Consider the following 18,659-nt stretch of genomic DNA (forward strand, 5'->3'; position numbering starts at 1 on the left):
TTTTAAGTTAATTTCATATCTTTTTCATTATAAAAACCATCTTCTTTTTCCATTTCCTTTTGCAATTTCGTAAAGGAACGGTACATCGCAATTCTCCATGACACAATCATTGCGAACGCGAGTAAGAAGAACATGCCACTAAGTTGTCCTAAATCAAGAGATTGGCTTAAGTATGTTTTAAATACAATTCGCACGACAAGTAATCCAATTAATATAAAAACAAAGGCTTTTGAACGCTTCAAATAAATCTCTTGTCCTCTAATCTCAAATTTAGATGTTTTAATAAGAAAAATAGAGAAAAACAAACCGACGCCAATTGCTTCTAACATTTCTGCTGGAGTTAATCGAAATTCAGGAAAAACATACATCAACGCTCCCGTACTCATAAAAAATGGTGGAAGTATAATTTTTTTCAATGTTGCAGGTTTCTTAGCTGCTTTTAAACGAATAAACATCGCACCAACAGCCATACAAACAGCAACGATACTGGATAAAACAACTATGTTCATATTTTCTCATCCTTTTTTGTGGCTATATGCAAAATATACTTTCATTATATGCTTTTCCGTTAGTATTTCCAACATTTTCACAGAATAATACTAAAAACCCGTAAAACCACCAAATAAACTTGAGAAATATACGATAATTTTTGTCATCCAGTTAAAGTATAAGAAGATACCCATGATAATCATAATGTATCCCCCGATTTTCATGAACTTCATACTGTTTCTTTTAATCCAAGACATTTTCGTAATAAAGAATGATAGTACGAAGAACGGGATAGCAAATCCAAGTATGTATGCAATCATATAAATCATTGCTGATTCTGGATTTGTTGCTGCTAATCCAATAACCGATACTAAAATAGGTCCAGTACAAGGTGTCCATCCTGCCGCAAATGCCAACCCAATTAGAACGGATCCAAAATAACCACTCGGACGATTTTTAAACGTGAATTTACGATCTTGCATTAAAAACTTCGGCTTAAACACACCGACAATAATAAGACCAAATACGATGATAAATATACCACCTAACTGTCTAATTAAATCTTTATAATTTGTAAAAATGCCTCCAATAAAACTTGTACCAAATCCAATTGCCATAAATATAATTGAAAATCCAAGTAAGAAAAACGCTGTATGTATCATACTTCTTTTGCGAAGCATTGCATTTTCTTCTTTCAACTCAGAAACCGACATACCTGTTATGTACGATAAAAATGCCGGATAAAGCGGTAAGCAGCATGGGGAAATAAATGATAAAAACCCGGCGCCAAACGCTAAAAAAATACTAATATCTTGCATTGTTCCACTCCTCTCTTTACATATTGTAGCAAAAACATATAAAAATACTGTGAACAATTCGTGAAATCACTTTTCCAACGTGATAATAAGAAAAACTACCCTTTCACGCTTTTTCTAAAAAAACGTTTTCAGTTCCTTCTATTATATAGAAAAATCTCAATTAAACTACAAAACCTCTCTAATGTTATTAACATAACAAAGGTAACATAGTTTCTCAAATGATTAGCATATTATTCGTATGTCTATATACATATTGATTAAAAAATATTTTTTTCAAATGCTGTCTTTATACAATACAAAGCTGATTTTACAATACTTCTATTATTACTAATTTCAAGATTATGCATAAATATCATACTTTTATTATTATTCTATAAAATGTCACACTTTTCTTTTATTTGACCCTTCATTTTTAATTTTGTATACTTCCCTCTAGTTATATATGTCCGTTACGGAACAAGTTCATATAGATGGGAGGAATTTTTCATGCTTCGTTATTCTCTTTTAGTTTTATTAGGAGCGTGTAGTTATGGGATTTTAGCTATTTTCGTTAAACTTGCATATGCAGAAGGATTTTCACTTGGAGAGGTAATTGGCAGCCAATATTTGTTCGGTTGGATTATTTTGCTTGCTATTACACTTCTATTTTCTAGACATCGTGTTCCATTAAAACAAGCATTAACTTTATTCGTTGCAGGTACATCTGCAAGTTTCACTGGAATTTTTTATTATGCTTCATTAAAAACTGTACCAGCATCTATTGCAATTATACTTTTATTTCAATTCGTTTGGGTCGGAATTATTATTGAAGCAGTCGCAACAAAAACATTACCTTCAAGAGAAAAGGTTATTTCCGTTATTTTCTTACTTGCAGGTACATTTTTATCAAGTGGTTTACTAGAAAAATCAGCAGGTGATTTCGATACGACAGGAATTATACTAGGCCTGTTATCTGCTGTTACATTTGCAACATACATTTTTGTGAGCGGAAAAGTTGCTGTTGAAGTACCTTCATTACCACGTGGTGTTCTCCTAATGGCTGGCGCTTTAACTTTAGTAATGATCGTATTCCCTCCAACATTTATTTTTAACGGTGCAATTTCTGAAGGTCTTTGGAAATACGGTTTAGGTTTAGGAACATTTAGTATCGTTATTCCTTCTATCGCCTTTACAATTGGTATTCCAAAGATTGGTTCTGGCTTAGCAACTATTCTTGGTGCAGCAGAATTACCCGTTACTACAATTATGTCTGTATTCGTTTTAAAAGAAGCTGTGCTCTCTTCACAATGGTTCGGTGTATCACTTATTTTAATCGGTATTGCAATCCCGCAAATTGCCTATGCAATGCGTGGACGTTATCGTAAACATCATACACACAAAAAATTGGCAGCATAAACGAGAGAGGATTTTCATTTGAGAATCCTCTCTTTTAATATTGTATACTTGATGTAAATACTTTATTTAAGAAAGAAGGCATTATACGTGGCTGCAAATCTAGAGCAATTAACTGAGACGCTAATTTCTATTCGTCGAAATTTACATGAGCATCCAGAACTATCATACGAAGAATTTGAAACGACGAAAGCTATAAAGAATTGGTTGGAAGAAAAAAACATTACGATTATACATTCTAATTTAGAAACAGGCGTTATTGCTGAAATTTCTGGAAATAGTAACGGACCACTTATAGCAATCCGTGCTGATATTGATGCCCTGCCTATTCAAGAGGAAACAAATTTACCGTACGCTTCAAAAATTCACGGCAGGATGCATGCTTGCGGACATGATTTTCATACAGCTGCTATTATAGGGGCTGCTTATTTGCTAAAAGAAAAAGAATCTTCTCTTAGCGGAACTGTACGCTTTATATTCCAGCCAGCTGAAGAAAGCAGTAATGGTGCTTGCAAAGTAATTGAAGCCGGGCATTTACATGGCGTGCAAGCTATTTTCGGCATGCATAATAAACCTGATTTACCAGTCGGTACAATCGGTATTAAAGATGGTCCACTGATGGCTGGAGTTGATCGATTTGAAATTGAAATTCACGGAGTTGGTACACATGCAGCTGTACCAGATGCTGGGGTAGATCCAATTGTCGCATCTTCTCAAATTGTGATGGCATTACAAACAATTGTAAGCCGAAATATAAGTTCTTCACATAATGCCGTCGTTAGTGTCACAAACATCCACTCAGGAAATACGTGGAACGTTATTCCTGAAAAAGCAATATTAGAAGGTACTGTTCGTACTTTCCAAGCTGAAACACGCGAAAAAATTCCAGCCTTAATGGAACGTATCATTAAGGGCGTTTCTGATGCACTAGGTGTAAAAACAGAATTCCATTTTCATTCAGGTCCTCCTGCTGTCCATAATGATGAAAGTCTTACTCATTTATGTACACAAACTGCACAGGAAATGTCACTAGACGTGATTACCCCTACTCCTTCCATGGCTGGCGAAGATTTCTCTTTTTATCAACAACACATACCAGGATCATTCGTCTTTATGGGAACGAGTGGTACACATGAATGGCATCATCCAAGCTTTACAGTAGATGAGCGAGCGTTACCCATAAGTGCAGAATACTTCACTTTGTTAGCTGAAAAAGCACTTAAACACTTTTCCTAAAAAAGGAGCCGTTAAGAAATGCTTAACGGCTCTTTTTTTTAAGTTAAATCACGTTTTAAAAATACTGTATAGGAAATGATTAAAAATACAAATAAATACAGTACTAACATACATGATGCAAACGGGAACGTTACTCCATCAATAAAGCTTCCATTCTTTGCAATACTATATAAATCTGTGTTTGCTGGCAATAAATATTTCGCCCAATCATATCTAGTTGCTGCTAGTAATGCGATGTTTCCTGATAAAGCAAGAAATAGTGAAATACCAATCGCGCCTCCACTAGATCTTGTTAGTACAGAAATCATAAATGCAAACGCTGCGTACACAATCGTCGGCAACCACGATAAAATATAATACTTACTAGCTTCTACAAAAATATTTTGTTTTATAATATTTCCATCTTGGAAAATAAACTCGCTCCATGCAGGCTGCTGGAATTTATAAATAACAAGTCCACATAAAATGGAAAAAATCATATTAAATATAAACAATAGCGCTGCAAATATGACAATTGCTAAAAATTTAGCTGTCAAAATTTTAAAGCGACTTGCTGGTCGTATCGTTAAAAATTTATATGTTCCCCAGCTATATTCATTCGCAAAAATTGTACTTGCATACACGAGGATAAACGGGAGCAATATTGGAAATACGATAAAACCTGTATCTCTCATGAAAGAAAGCGGAGAACTACTTGCAGGTGCTGTATCTGTATCTAAATGCTTCATCTTAAGCTGATATTCCTTTACAAGCTCATCCCCAGATCGTTCCGCTAAAATTGCTTCTTTTTCCATGCCTAGCTTTTTCTCAATTTCTACAGTTCGTTCTGTATAATCAGCTTTCCATCCTTTTGTTTCCGGCTCCAAATACTTTACAGTAACCCATCCTAATCCGATTATTAATACTGCAATAACTGCAAATGGAATAATCGTTCGCTTTCGCTTAAATATTTTATACAATTCGTTATACACTAAATTAAACAATATCTTTTCCCCCTGTTAATTCTAAAAATTGCTCTTCTAACGTTTTTCTTTCTTCATATACACGATACACTTGAATGTTTTTCTCAAGCAATGTACGAATAACATTTGGGATTTCTTCATCTTTTACATGAATAAGTAAATCATTACCTTTTATTAAAACATCTTGGTCTAACATTTCTGCCGCTTTATTCGCATCATCTACGCGTATACGGATTGTCTCCATCTCTTCACTTTGATTATGCTGAATATTTTGCGTCGCGACATATTCTCCGTGCTGAATAATGATAACTCTATCACACATTAATTCAACTTCCGAAAGTAAGTGACTAGATACAAGTACCGCTTTTCCTTGTTCATGTGCAATTTTCTTTATGTACATTCTCATTTCATGTATTCCACTAGGATCTAATCCATTCGTTGGTTCGTCTAATATTAATACATCTGGATCATGAATAAGCGCTTGGGCAATTCCTAAACGTTGTCTCATGCCGAGTGAATATGCTTTTACTTTGCGATTAATTACTTGTCCCATCCCTAGCAATTTCACTACTTCATCGATACGTTCTTCTGTCACGTTACCATTCATGCGTCCGAAATATGTTAAATTCTCATAGCCGCTCAAAAATGGATAAAATTCCGGTGCCTCAATTACTGCTCCAATTTTCGAGGCAGTACTTTCAAATTGCTGTTTTACAGATTGACCGTCAATCCAAACTTCGCCCTCTGTCATACGAATCATGCCGACCATCATTCTCATTAAAGTCGTTTTTCCAGCACCATTTGGTCCAAGCAAACCAACTACTTCACCTTTTTTAACTTCGAAACTAATATTTTCTACAAGTGTCTTTGAACCGATTCGCTTCGTTAACCGCTCGACCTTTACAATTGATTGTTCATTTGTCATGCTATACAACCTTTCCTTCCCATTCTTTGTCAGGTCTTTACACTGTAACATGATTATTTTTATGTGTAAAATGGAAAAAGGCATGATTTCTCATGCCTTTTCTTTAAACTGAAATGAATTTTCATCTTGTAAACTTTGAACAAATCGAATACATTGCACCATCGATAATAGAAAAATAACAATCATAATTATACTCACTACTACTATTGCATATATTGTAATCGGTGCACTATTTATCCCTTGTATTCCTGTTATTTTCATAAAGATAATCGTAAATAATTTTAAAAATAACATCCCATTAACTAATCCAAAAACAAACGCTGCTCCATAAATAAATAATTGTTCCTGACATAATAAACATAGTACATCATTTCTCTTCCTATTCTCTGCTACATAAGATTTAATTTCTTCTTTCCTCGCTTGCAGAAGAGAATAAGTCATTTTATATGTAATAAACGTACATATGAAAATGACTACGATAAACAACGTGTAAAAACACATTTGAAATAAAAGTGTAGTCCCTAATTCCCCAGCAACTACTTCATTAAATTGTAGCGATATCATAAAAAACAAAATCATAATACTCATAGCAATCCACATAAATTGCTTCATCCTTTTGGTAGCAAATGTTCTTATATTTTTTCTCGCTAACCGACATAAAGACATAAAATTCTTCCCCTACCTTATTACATACGCATTCTATACTACTAGTGTATAAAAATATGACATTTTAAACATCGCACTACAATCGGAGTTTTTTCTAAGCCTTTAGTCCTAGAAAACAAAAATAAACATGTTTATCTCTTTAGTATAGAACTAAAAAAAGAACAATAAAGCGGAAAGGCAATTATATTGCCTTTCCGCTTTATTGTTTAATGAGGTGTACTTTTTAATAACTTAATTAATCTCATCCTCAACTTCTATTCTTTTCTTCTCTCTTGCAATTTTTAAAAACTCTAGTAGCTCTGGATTGCTATTCATTTTTTTGTAAGCTACTGACATTTCTGCAACAAAATTAGAATCATATAGCTCTTTATATACAACTTCTGTTTTATATAATTTATTTGCCGATACGGGTATGACTGTAATTCCAATCCCCGCTGCTACAAGTCCCATAACTGTTTGATATTCCGTCGCTTCTTGTACGATACGCGGACTAAACCCGACGTCGCGGCAAAGTGATAAAATTGTATCGTATAACGCTGGCCATACTGGTCTCGTAATAAATACAAACGGTTCATCCCGTAAATCTTCTATATGTATTTCATCTTTCTCTGCAAGTGGATGAGCCTTCGGTAAACATAAAGTACAAGATAGTTTTTGTATTGGCTCTAACTCTAATAATTGTGTTGGGATTGGTGGACGCAAAAATCCAATATCAATACGATTATCATGAAGTGCATGCACTTGATCTGGAGTAGATAATTCATGTAATGCAACAGACACCCTCGGAAATTTCTTTCTATACTCCCTTACGATAGATGGTAAAATATCATATATCGCCGCACCTACAAAACCAATTGAAAGTGAGCCCACTTCTCCCCTTTGGGCACTTTGTGCAATCTCTACCGCTTTTTCAATTTGTTCGAACGCTTTTTTTACTTCTTTCAAAAACATTTCTCCAGCTTCTGTTAATTCAACCTTTCTCTTCGTTCTTGAAAATAACATAACTCCCATTTCTTTTTCTAATTGCTGAATTTGTTGACTAAGCGGTGGTTGTGTCATTTGTAAACGAGCAGCCGCTCGTCCAAAGTGTAACTCCTCTGCCACTACAACAAAATATTGCAAATGCCGTAATTCCATTTTGGACACCCTTTTCCATTTCAATTAATACGTCTAATATATTAATAACATATAATTTATATATTAGACAAATTTTTTGAATGAACGTATAGTAAAAATTGTTAATTCTTTTTTACAATTTTTATGTAAAAAAAGAAAGAGGTGGTTACTGTATGAAATGGTGGAAATTAAGCGGACAAATTTTACTATTATTTTGTTTCGCTTGGACAGGTGAATGGATTGCAAAACAGGCACACCTCCCAGTTCCAGGAAGTATTATCGGTATTTTTTTATTATTAATCTCATTAAAATTTAACCTAGTGAAAAAAGAGTGGATACAAGACGGTGCAGACTTTTTATTAAAAGAACTTATTTTATTTTTCATTCCTTCTGCAGTCGCTGTCATACGCTACAAAGATACACTATCACAATATGGAATCGATCTCATCTTAATTATTATGATTAGTACACTTTGTGTCACTCTCGTTACAGGACTCTTAACAGAATTGCTACTAAAGCGGAAAGGATCCGTGCAATGATCAGCTTTCTTTGTTTACTATTAACACTATTCACATATTGGATATCGAAGAAAATGTATCAACGCTGGAATTGGAGCTTACTTTCTCCTCTTCTCGTATGTCCTATTATTTTAATCGCGTTATTACTCGGACTAGACACATCTTATGAAACGTATGAAACTGGAGGCCACTGGTTAACAGAATTATTAAAACCTGCAACAGTTGCTTTTGCATGGCCAATCTATAAATACTTTGATTTACTTAAGAAACATGGAATAGCTATTTTACTTAATGTCATTGTTGGTTCGTTTCTATCAGTTATTACTTCAGCACTACTAGCAAATTATTTTCAAATTGATTCATCGTTAGAACATAGTTTAGCACCTCATATTGTAACGACGCCAATTGCAATGGCCATTTCAGAAATGATTGGTGGTATGTCACAATTAACAGCAGTATTTGTTGTTTTAACTGCGTTAACAGGAGCATTGCTCGGACCTTCTCTCATTCGTATATGCCGTATTAAAACAGCAATTGCAAAAGGTATTATGTTAGGAACGAGCGCAAATGGAACCGGTACATCAAAAGCATTCGAAATCGGTCCTGTAGAAGGAACGATTGCAAGTTTATCTATGCTTTTAACTGCAGGAGCTAGTTTAGTTATCGTTCCGCTTTTCTTATCGTGGATACATTAAAAAAGCAAGTGTTTACACACTCGCTTTTTTATTTATGTATTTGTTTAAAATCTCATAATCCTCCGGGAAAGATAACGTTAATTCCTTCATTTCATCTATCCTCTTCCAAGCAATTTCATGTATTAACTCATCAGGATCTTGGATTTTCATACTACCGCCTATTTTTTTTACGACATAATAATGAACGTATACAGGAACCCCATATGTAATCCCTTCTTTTTCGTATATTTTACTTACAACTTCCACATTGTAACCTGTTTCTTCCCAAACTTCTCGGATACAACATTCCTCTAGTGTTTCTCCTTTTTCAAGTCCTCCACTTGGGACGGACCACCTTTTTTCTTCACCTTTTTGTCCTTGCAATACCATTAAAACCTCATTTCTTTCATTTACACATACTGCTGCACAACCTATCCATCTTTCCATATACATCCCTCCCCTACTACTATTCGTCTCCTTTTTTATTTTCTCCTTGAAAAAAGAGGAAAAAAGGAAAACAATGACGAAAATTCACATCAACTTCATAGGCAGTTCCTTCTTAGAAATTAAAAACGGAAGGATGAAAGCATGATTTTTAAATATGTTGTGGAATGTGTCTTTTGTGAAGAAAATCGAAAACCTCGCCAAGCTATCGTCACAGTTCCTGCTACTACTCAGCTACTAGCCATTGAAAAAGTGCGTGCAGAATGTAAACGTCGTTTCGGAAAAGCTTTATTATTACAAACTGAAATTAAAGAAGAAATAGTTTTTGAACAAAAAGAAAGCTGACCATAAATTGGTCAGCTTTCATATCCGATCATATTTTCACATGAAGATTAGGGGCATCCTCTTTAAGGATCGGGATTTTCCCATTATGTACGTTCCATAATGGTCATCGAACAATATATTTCTATACAATTAAATATTGAATAGAATAGGGCAAAACTTGTTCGCATTTTTAGAAAAGGGATAGGGATATAATTCAAGTAGTACTTCGAATACTCGAACTTTACACTCATTATATTAAAGCAAATCCTTTTATATGGGAAATATGAATTACTTACATAATTCATTCGTAAAACATATTAGTTTGCTATATTATTTTTATCCCATTAATAACATACATCCAGCGAAAACTGGTGTCATAATCATTGAAAACTTCAAAAGCATACGTGGTGCATAATTTGTAAACTTCGCACCGATATAAGCTCCTAGCATCGTCCCAATTAATACTTGCAATAATAATATATAATCTAGATACCCTTCTGAACTATACCCTAACCCACCCCCAATCGCAATGGGCAATATAACAAGCATTGTTGTTCCTACAGATTGCTGAATCGTCAATCCTAATAGACCCATTAATCCAAGTTGAATAAATGGTGCAGAACCAATCCCAAATGAACCAGCCATCATTCCAGTGACTAATCCAAGACATATACATTTCATTATGTTCTCTTTCGAAAAATCTTTAATCTCTGCTAAAAGTAACTCTTCCCTATTTTGAAACTTAATTAATTTAATAAACATAAAAATTGCAGATAAAAATAACATCCCAGCTGTAAACCAATGAAGAAGATGTCCTGGTATAAGTGAACCAATTTTTGAACCGATATAAGAACCAAGCGCTCCACATCCCCCAACAATCCCGCCTATAGTAAGTACTACATTTCCTTCACGATAATGACTTATAACCCCAGATAATGTCGTAAATGCCATAGCAGTTAAAGACGTTGCAAGTGCAACGTGAATAGGAATATGGAATACTAAAGTGAGTATCGCGATAATAAACCCGGCTCCCCCAGCTCCAACAAACCCTAATAAAATCCCCATTACTAACATCGTTATAATAATTGCCACATACTCTCCCTCCAGTAAGGCAATTATCCACCATATTCTTTCTTCTACACAAATAAAAAGCATCCATCTAGGATACTTTTTATTTCAATACTATGTACTTAATCTTGATTAATCAAAATAACCGCGGGGCCAGCGACTACTACTCCAGCTACTTCGATTTTTTCAAATTCCTTTACTGTAATAGATATAACGCCTTCTCTTTCCATCAATTCTTTACTCAGGACATCAGTCGGTATAGCTTTCACCGTCTTACCTCCTTTTCATTTATACAATATGATAAAGTAAAACTTTAACCAGTATGGATTTTCAATCAGGCTGCTCGCAAATAGCTCGTTAAAAACAATCCAACGCATCTATATATATGCATCACCTCCGCTTTCATTCCTTATTCCACTCAAAAACCTCCGCTCCCTTCCATAACATATTGAAAAATAAAAAAGCACTCGCAAAAGCGAGTGCTTTTTCATTATTTACTTTCTATTACTTTTAACATTCTATTAATAAATGCTGCCGATTCTCCACGCGTTGCAGAACCTTTCGGCATAAATTCATTATTTTCATTTCCTTTTACAATACCTAATCCATAAACACGTTGTACAGCTTGTTTATCATATGCTAAATCTTGATCTGAAAATGGTAACGAGACTAAGTTACCTTTAATTTTTTTATATTGCAGTGCACGGTCAATCATGATAACAGCTTCATCTCGTTTAATCGTATCGTTTGGAGCAAATATACCATTTCCTCTACCACTTATTATCCCAGCACTTGCTGCACGATTAATACCATCTATTAGCGATGGATGTGCTGTATTTAAGTCATTAAAATTCGATGATCCTTCAGGTAGCTGCAATGATCTTGATATTAAATTTGCAAATTCACCACGTGTCACAAGGCGCTCTGGCCAATAAGAACCTTTTCCATCTCCAACCATAATACCGCGCTTATCTAATTCACGAATGTCTGCTTCATACCAACCACCCGTTATATCATCTTTATGGTTCGCATCATAATAAACTTTTGTTCCTTGTAAGAATGGTTCCCACCCATTATTTTTAATCATAATGGCTGGACAAATCTTCCCACTCCAAAATTGATGTTTTTTCACATTTTCTAAAGGAATATTTAATTCCCCCATTAAATAAGCTGCTAGTTTACGAGCATTTTCAACAGCTTTATTATAATCACCATCTTCGTTTACAGCAATTTCAATCGCAATTGATTCTCGATTCCCAGTTCCTTCTGCTCCATCTCCTGCATGCCAAGCATTTTCGTTTAATGGCAGGTGTTGATAAATCTCTTTATCGTCTACCGTAAAGTGCCACGACGCTGAACGATCTTCCGTTCCCGTTGCTTGGTTATATAAATATATCGCATGGTTTCTAGCATTTGCCCCAACACTATAATTATCGGTCTCATGAATCGTAATATACTTCGGGTTCATCGCATAACCTGGACGAATATTTTCATTTCCTTTTGGTACAATCATTTCTTTTAAAGGTACACCATAAATATCCGTTGTTTTCTCTTCTATTGGCGCAGCATACATAGCTGCTGCACGTTTTGTACGTGTTGGTGCTGCATCTTGTATAAGTGAAGCTTTTGTTCCTTCAAATTTTGCTGAAGGTGAATGAATCCATTTCATCTCATTATTTATTTTTACTTGGAACCATTCTCCCGCCTGTCCAATTGCTTGAATAGTTTGCGGCTCCAGTACATTTTCTTCTTTGTATGAAGTAAATGGTTCAGAGTAAGTAGAGCTTCCTTCATTAATAACTAACTTTTCACTTAATAACGGGTGAATTTCTTTAACCTCTACATTTCCATCACTATTTTGTATCCATCCCGTTCCCGATGAAGTTTGAACATAGTAAGCGTTTCCTTTTCTCTTCTCAGCTTTTACAACTTGATTCGAAATACGAATCCCTGTCTCTTTTTGGAAATTACTAGAATCGTATAAAAGTACTTCTTTCACTATATGTACAAGAAACTCACCTTGCACTTCACTTCTTACTCCTTTATCTTCCCCTCGACCATCTTCATCTTTCATATGGTTTTCAATACTTTTTAAAGCTTGTTCATCAGATGAAACTGTAACAGTTTTTCCAAGCTCATTAGCATAGGAATAATTTGGAATCGTTACCATACTAAATACAATTGATGCAGCTAAAACATTATAAAATCCTTTTTTCATCATACTACTTAACACGCATATCATTAAATTCGTGTTAAAATTCCCCTCCTCAACCAAAATATAGATTATCTACTAAACTATTAAGCAACATAACCATTTACAATATAACAGACTCATTCCAATTCGTATAGATAGGAATGACTACTATTTGCCTACATTTACTATATTGGAATATAAAAAAGAAGCTATAATATATAGCTTCTCTCAACGGTTCTTTAATCGGTATGCACCTTATATTCCACAACTTTACCATCTCTATCAAATTGTAAAACAAGATGTTCACTATCTATGGGAATAAAGCCACGTTCAGTTCCAAGATAGTACGAAGTGATAACCCCGTTTTCTCCATTTCTCGTTTCAGTAGGCGTTCCTAATAATTGTGTAATTTCTTCATTTGATTTTCCTGTTAATTTATATTTTTGCAATAGATCATCTACCATATGTACCCGTTTATCTTCAGCATGTAACCACCGATCTTGGTTAAACTTGGAAGTGTACGTATTCATACTTAATTGTGCAGTACATACTACTAACGGAATAAGTGCTACTATTAATACTCCCGACATTTGCTTCTTTTCTTCATTACGATTTTTAGCCACATATAAGATCGACTTTTGAATCATAACTAATAAAACAAATGGCATGACTATTATAAAAATGCTCGTTACACTTAATGACGTATGAGCCATACCAATAATAAACATAAAAGCAAGATACATGAGTATATACAAACAAATATAAACATACAAAATACCCCTTAATATAGCACTCAGAAAGCCCACCTCTTTTTAATTCATTATATAATTCATTCGATTAATGGTTTCTCGAAGTTTTTCTAACTCTTGACCTGTATATATTATTTTCCCCGTTAAGAATTCATTTCTGAAAAACGATACAAGTTGCTCTCTATCTTTTAATCTCGGCGTTTTTTCTTCAGAAAGATCTAACACTTCTTTCCCATTCTCATTATAAAAATATACAATCGGATTTATGTTTTCCTTTACAATATCAACTTGCATTTCTTTCAAACAATTGTATAGAATATGAGATAGTTTCTTCGCTCTATATACTGGATTCCCTTCATTTTTCACTTGTATCGTTAATGAATCTTCACCTGTAATATATTCAAACGTCTCTTCTTTCTCTATCTCTTGTTGATACTTGCCAATTTCATCAATCATAAATGAATATGTACTAGCATTTTCTTTCGTTAAGCCATGAATTAATTTCCCTGTCCATTCTTTCGTTTCAAGTACATACATACCCGTTTTACTTAAAACAAGATGATGAATTCGAAAATCATTTCTTCCATGCTGATTCCTCATAAAAACATTCGGCATAATATGAAATTCATTATCTAGTATTATGCCTTGCTCTACGAAGCCACGCTTCATATACTGTAATGTTTCGTGTGTACTCACTTCGGCTCCATTTTTCGTATACTCTCGCAAATCTGCAATTAACTTTTGAAACATATGTATTTCGTTACTATGTTTTTCTTGCATTTCACTGCGTTCTTTACTATGTTGCACAGCTAATTGATTTTTCATCATACGCATATTTTCAAGTTCTCTCGCTGCACTTATTTGTAAATCATTGTATTTTTTCTGTTCCATATTTTTTAATGTATTTTGCTGCTCTTTATGTTCTGTAACCGTAGCTGCAATTTCATTTTCGTACGTTTCAATTGCTTGTTTTTTTTCAAATTCCGCTTGCTGACTCTCTGATTCTAGCTGTTTATTTTTATAAAACAGCACGAATACTGCAGCTAATAATAATAAAATTACACCTATTAGCACATAATTCATATTTTTTCTCCTTTATTGCATTTTCAATTATTTTTATAAACATCCATTATATTATACTATGCTTTTAATATACACTTTGTAAAAATTACATATTTATAATAAAAGGCATCTCAAGCGAGATACCTTTTACGTTCATTTTATTGTACACCATACTGAATATAACTCGGATCATAGTATATCCATTCGCTTCCACCTAAAGCAATCCAACTATCTTGTTCGTCCAAAACTTCATATGATTCTCCTCTATTTAGCTGACGGATTACATTTGACTGTAAAGATGGTCTACCCCGTAAATTTACATTATCGCCATTAATTACAGTAACACCATAGACTGCAGTAGCAGTACTGGGCCGGGAAACATTTCCACCACCATTTGTTCCATTTCCTTGCAAAGCTTCTAATGAAACCGCTGCTGTGACGACGTTTATACTATAGACATAAAGAGCAAACATATTTTATAAACAAAGTAAAAAAGCCTTGTAATTACAAGGCCTTTTGTAAACTTCCTTTATTTTGTAGTAAATACATATTATAATACAATCCTTGTTCACTCAGTAATTCTTGATGTGTCCCTCTTTCTACTATCTCTCCATCGTGCATAACAAAAATTTGATCTGCATCTTGTATGGTAGATAATCTGTGTGCAATCGCTATCGTAGTCCGTCCTTTTCGCATTTGCTGTAACGCTGTTTGGATTGCATCTTCAGTTTCTGTATCAATATTTGCTGTTGCTTCATCTAATACTAACACTTTCGGATTCGTCGCTATCGTTCTAGCGAAAGCAATTAATTGTCGTTGACCACTAGAAAATGCAGCTCCTCTTTCTACTACTTCCGTTTCATACTGCTCTGGTAATTTTTCAATAAACGTATTCGCTTGCACAAATTGTGCCGCTTCTTTTACTTCTTCATCCGTAATTTCTTCATTATACATACGAATATTTTGTTTTACATTTCCCGCAAATAAAAATGCATCTTGCAATACAAGTCCTATTTTCTTTCTAATTTCTTGTTCTTCAAATTTCTCTAACTCTACACCATCTATTACAATATTTCCGGACTTAATATTATAGAATCTCAGTAATAAATTCATAATAGTACTCTTTCCGCTGCCAGTGTGCCCAACGAAAGCAACCGTTTGCCCTTGTTTCACGTGAAAAGATACATTTTTTAAAACATCACGTTTTCCATCGTACGAAAAAGTAACATTTTTAAATTCAATATCTCCATTAATAACTTGAGGATTTCCATCCCCTTTTTGAACTGGCGCTAAATCTTTCTCATCCATTAAATGAAATACACGTGATGATGAAACCAGTGCCTGTTGGAAAAATGATAATTTCATCATCATCTCATTTACAGGCTGGAAGAAACGATGGATATAGTTAACAAACGCATATAAAACGCCTACTTCAACAGGACTCTTCAAAGCATCAATTCCAAATAAACCAAGTACTAACGCAATAGCTACAATATGAACTAAATCAGTTGCTGGACGTAAAAGCAATGCATCTAACTTTAATGTACGTCGCCCTGCACTATAATGTTTATTATTCACTTCTTCAAATTCTTTTCTCATACGCTTTTCTTGTCTGAACACTTGAACAATATTCATCCCTTGAATGGACTCGTTTAACTTTGCATTTAACACACTTAATTGATTACGGACTTCTAAATAAAAAGCTGCACTTTTCCGACGATATAGCACCATAATCGCAAACATGATCGGAATTAATACGAGAGAAAATAGCGCTAATTTTACATTTAATAAAAACATCGCTACTAAAATCCCTACTAAAAATACGATATTTTTAACAAATGTTGATAATACACTGACATAAAAATCTTTAATTGCTTCTGTATCATTCGTTATGCGCGATACGAGCGTACCAATCGGCGTACGATCAAAGAAACTTAATGACAACTTTTGAACATGCTCATATACTTCAACACGCATATCTTGAACAATTTTAAAAGCGATATTTTGAAAATATAACAAGTCTAAATAAGTAAATAATACTTTTAATAAGTGAGCAACAATATACACTACAAATAGAGTAACAAGTGCTGATTGATCAAAGTTACGTGGTACTAAGTGTTCATCAAGAAATTGTTTAATTAAAAAAGGACCCATCATTTCTGTTACAGTTGCACCAACTAGAAATAAAAATGCTAATGCTAACAGTCCTTTATATGGCCTCATATAAGACAGTAATCTTCTTAAATCGCTCTGTTTTTTCTCAGCCATCATACGCCTCCTTTCTCGACTAATGCTTCTAACTGCTGGCTCTCATACATTTCTTTATACCAACCATGTTCTTTCATTAGTTGTTCATGTGTACCTCGTTGTACAATTTTACCTTCATCCACAACAAGAATAAGATTGGCATGCTGAATTGCACTTAAACGATGGGCAGTAATAATTGTCGTTTTCCCTGCTCTCTCCCTCTTTAAAGCATTTAAAATCGTTTCTTCTGTTTTTGCATCTACTGCTGATAAACAATCATCTAAAATTAAAATTTCAGCATCCGTTAATAAAGCACGCGCAATAGAAATTCTCTGTTTTTGACCTCCAGATAAAGAAACACCTCTTTCCCCAACTACTGTTTCATATCCTTCTGAAAATTGAAGGATGTCATTGTGAATACAAGCAATCTCTGCAGCACGGGTAATTTCATTATATGTAGCATCCGCCTTTCCAAAGGCAATATTCTCCCCAATACTCGCTGAAAATAAAAAATGATCTTGCGGCACATATGAAATAGCAGAACGGACACCGTAAAGTGTTACATCTCTAATATCCCGCTCTCCAACTTTTAATTCACCATTAAAATGATCATACTCACGGATTAAACATTTTAATAAAGTCGTTTTCCCTGCACCTGTACGTCCCACGACCCCTAAAGTTTCCCCCTTCTTCAAATCAAAGTGAATATCTGTTAAATGTAACAGTTCATTTTTCTTATACGAAAACGAATCGACCGCAAATGAAACATCACCGCTCGCTACTGTATGCACAGCATTTTCTCTATTTACTACATCTGATTTTTGTGAGAGAATTTTTTCTACACGGTCATACGAAGCACGCCCACGCTCCATAATATTAAACAGCCATCCAAACGCTAACATCGGCCAAACGAGGGTACCTAAATACGTCGTAAATGTAACGAGATCACCTACTGTTAATTCACCTCTCACAACTAATACTGACCCGTAACATACTGCGATTAAAAATGAAAATCCTACGATAAGAGCGATTGTTGGATCAAATAACGAATCAATACGTGCAACTAACATATTTTTATGTACGACATCTTCTGATTTTTTTCGGAACGCTTGCAAATCTTCTTTTTCTTGTCCAAGCGATCGAATTACCTTCATCCCACTCATACTCTCTTGCACTTTATCATTGATTTCCGAAAACGATTGCTGCGCTTTATGAAACCTTTTATGTAATAAAGTGCCGTAATAATTTGTCGATATTGCTACAATCGGCATTGGAATTAAGCTTAACAATGTTAACTTCCAACTAATTGTAAAACCCATTGCTACGAGTACACATCCTCCAACAGCTAATGAATCAACAAGTGTTAAAACACCCGCCCCAGCAGTTTGCTGAATTGCTTGAATATCATTGGTCGCGTGCGCCATTAAATCACCTGTGCGATTTGACTGATAGAAAGATGGACTCATCTTTGTAAAATGTTCATACAAATTTTTCCGTAATTGGCGAGCTAACTTTAATGAAGACCCAAAAATCATAATGCGCCACACGTAACGTAATATGTACATCGTAATACCTACAATTACTAATAGTACAACCCATTTTAGTAACTTATCGGTCGTCAATGTTCCATCATTAATTTCATCTACAACGATTCCAATTACTTTTGGTGCTACAAGTTCTAAAAGTGCAACGCCAAACAACAAAATAATTCCAGTTATGTACGCTCGTTTTTCTTGTTTAAAAAACCACGCTAAATTCATAAACACTTTCATTTT

19 protein-coding genes and 1 pseudogene are annotated in these 18,659 nt (G+C 34.3%); 5 read left to right on the plus strand and 15 right to left on the minus strand.

The window, feature by feature from the left end:
- Positions 1–2 precede the first annotated feature (2 nt).
- Together ACTFSI_RS00330 and ccdA are read right to left on the minus strand one after the other, a co-directional pair.
- Entirely contained in the window at positions 3–509 is a 507-nt protein-coding gene (locus ACTFSI_RS00330; protein ID WP_001028639.1) for a CcdC family protein, read from the minus strand.
- A 90-nt stretch (positions 510–599) separates the two neighbouring features.
- Positions 600–1,307 carry a cytochrome c-type biogenesis protein CcdA gene (gene ccdA / locus ACTFSI_RS00335; RefSeq protein WP_242261496.1) on the minus strand — a complete coding sequence of 236 codons (708 nt, stop codon included), beginning with the start codon at positions 1,305–1,307 and terminating at the stop codon, positions 600–602.
- 486 nt (positions 1,308–1,793) lie between these two features.
- Here ccdA and ACTFSI_RS00340 point away from each other — a divergent pair, with 486 nt between their 5' ends.
- Together ACTFSI_RS00340 and ACTFSI_RS00345 are read left to right on the plus strand one after the other, a co-directional pair.
- Positions 1,794–2,702 (plus strand): EamA family transporter, encoded by a 909-nt coding sequence (locus ACTFSI_RS00340; protein WP_139896242.1) that lies wholly within the window; start codon positions 1,794–1,796, stop codon positions 2,700–2,702.
- An 87-nt stretch (positions 2,703–2,789) separates the two neighbouring features.
- Positions 2,790–3,935: a M20 peptidase aminoacylase family protein gene (locus ACTFSI_RS00345; RefSeq protein WP_440045187.1), complete on the plus strand. Its 1,146-nt coding sequence runs from the start codon at positions 2,790–2,792 to the stop codon at positions 3,933–3,935.
- Between the two features lie 38 nt (positions 3,936–3,973).
- Here the strand turns inward: ACTFSI_RS00345 and ACTFSI_RS00350 are convergent, their stop codons facing one another.
- The 4 genes from ACTFSI_RS00350 to alsR form a co-directional block, all read right to left on the minus strand.
- The gene (locus ACTFSI_RS00350; RefSeq protein ID WP_000482766.1) at positions 3,974–4,918 is read right to left on the minus strand and encodes an ABC transporter permease; all 945 of its coding nucleotides are present in this window, start codon (positions 4,916–4,918) and stop codon (positions 3,974–3,976) included.
- Entirely contained in the window at positions 4,911–5,822 is a 912-nt protein-coding gene (locus ACTFSI_RS00355) for an ATP-binding cassette domain-containing protein (protein ID WP_440045188.1), read from the minus strand. The genes ACTFSI_RS00350 and ACTFSI_RS00355 overlap by 8 nt, the downstream gene beginning before the upstream one ends.
- A 90-nt stretch (positions 5,823–5,912) precedes the next feature.
- Positions 5,913–6,488, minus strand: a complete 576-nt coding sequence (locus tag ACTFSI_RS00360) for an FtsX-like permease family protein (protein WP_138321305.1) — start codon at positions 6,486–6,488, stop codon at positions 5,913–5,915.
- Positions 6,489–6,719: 231 nt separating this feature from the next.
- Complete coding sequence (gene alsR / locus ACTFSI_RS00365) at positions 6,720–7,625, minus strand: acetoin biosynthesis transcriptional regulator AlsR (RefSeq protein ID WP_000423223.1); 906 nt, start codon at positions 7,623–7,625, stop codon at positions 6,720–6,722.
- Positions 7,626–7,777: 152 nt separating this feature from the next.
- Here alsR and ACTFSI_RS00370 point away from each other — a divergent pair, with 152 nt between their 5' ends.
- The gene (locus ACTFSI_RS00370) at positions 7,778–8,143 is read left to right on the plus strand and encodes a CidA/LrgA family holin-like protein (RefSeq protein ID WP_000872364.1); all 366 of its coding nucleotides are present in this window, start codon (positions 7,778–7,780) and stop codon (positions 8,141–8,143) included.
- Complete coding sequence (locus tag ACTFSI_RS00375) at positions 8,140–8,817, plus strand: LrgB family protein (RefSeq protein WP_440045189.1); 678 nt, start codon at positions 8,140–8,142, stop codon at positions 8,815–8,817. The genes ACTFSI_RS00370 and ACTFSI_RS00375 overlap by 4 nt, the downstream gene beginning before the upstream one ends.
- A gap of 12 nt (positions 8,818–8,829) precedes the next feature.
- On the opposite strand, the gene ACTFSI_RS00380 is transcribed toward ACTFSI_RS00375, so the two are convergent.
- A complete protein-coding gene (locus ACTFSI_RS00380) occupies positions 8,830–9,243 on the minus strand; it encodes an NUDIX hydrolase (RefSeq protein WP_000442971.1) in 414 nt (137 codons plus the stop codon).
- A 141-nt stretch (positions 9,244–9,384) separates the two neighbouring features.
- Here ACTFSI_RS00380 and ACTFSI_RS00385 point away from each other — a divergent pair, with 141 nt between their 5' ends.
- Positions 9,385–9,585: a DUF3903 domain-containing protein gene (locus ACTFSI_RS00385; protein ID WP_000576449.1), complete on the plus strand. Its 201-nt coding sequence runs from the start codon at positions 9,385–9,387 to the stop codon at positions 9,583–9,585.
- Between the two features lie 315 nt (positions 9,586–9,900).
- Here ACTFSI_RS00385 and ACTFSI_RS00390 read toward each other — a convergent pair whose 3' ends face one another.
- The 8 genes and pseudogenes from ACTFSI_RS00390 to ACTFSI_RS00425 form a co-directional block, all read right to left on the minus strand.
- The gene (locus tag ACTFSI_RS00390) at positions 9,901–10,656 is read right to left on the minus strand and encodes a sulfite exporter TauE/SafE family protein (protein ID WP_000974646.1); all 756 of its coding nucleotides are present in this window, start codon (positions 10,654–10,656) and stop codon (positions 9,901–9,903) included.
- 98 nt (positions 10,657–10,754) lie between these two features.
- Positions 10,755–10,901, minus strand: a complete 147-nt coding sequence (locus tag ACTFSI_RS00395) for a BC1881 family protein (RefSeq protein WP_000644411.1) — start codon at positions 10,899–10,901, stop codon at positions 10,755–10,757.
- A gap of 221 nt (positions 10,902–11,122) precedes the next feature.
- Complete coding sequence (locus tag ACTFSI_RS00400) at positions 11,123–12,850, minus strand: S-layer homology domain-containing protein (RefSeq protein ID WP_440045255.1); 1,728 nt, start codon at positions 12,848–12,850, stop codon at positions 11,123–11,125.
- A 215-nt stretch (positions 12,851–13,065) separates the two neighbouring features.
- Complete coding sequence (locus tag ACTFSI_RS00405; RefSeq protein WP_014481737.1) at positions 13,066–13,632, minus strand: hypothetical protein; 567 nt, start codon at positions 13,630–13,632, stop codon at positions 13,066–13,068.
- A gap of 6 nt (positions 13,633–13,638) precedes the next feature.
- Positions 13,639–14,658: a nuclease-related domain-containing protein gene (locus ACTFSI_RS00410; protein WP_001110285.1), complete on the minus strand. Its 1,020-nt coding sequence runs from the start codon at positions 14,656–14,658 to the stop codon at positions 13,639–13,641.
- Between the two features lie 149 nt (positions 14,659–14,807).
- Positions 14,808–15,077 (minus strand): annotated as a pseudogene (locus tag ACTFSI_RS00415) (SH3 domain-containing protein); the annotation flags it as partial.
- A gap of 64 nt (positions 15,078–15,141) precedes the next feature.
- Positions 15,142–16,905: an ABC transporter ATP-binding protein gene (locus tag ACTFSI_RS00420; protein WP_000818391.1), complete on the minus strand. Its 1,764-nt coding sequence runs from the start codon at positions 16,903–16,905 to the stop codon at positions 15,142–15,144.
- Positions 16,905–18,656 carry an ABC transporter ATP-binding protein gene (locus tag ACTFSI_RS00425; RefSeq protein WP_000862463.1) on the minus strand — a complete coding sequence of 584 codons (1,752 nt, stop codon included), beginning with the start codon at positions 18,654–18,656 and terminating at the stop codon, positions 16,905–16,907. The genes ACTFSI_RS00420 and ACTFSI_RS00425 overlap by 1 nt, the downstream gene beginning before the upstream one ends.
- Positions 18,657–18,659 lie beyond the last annotated feature (3 nt).

This window comes from Bacillus cereus group sp. MYBK101-2 (assembly GCF_051918845.1).
GTDB lineage: Bacteria > Bacillota > Bacilli > Bacillales > Bacillaceae_G > Bacillus_A > Bacillus_A paranthracis.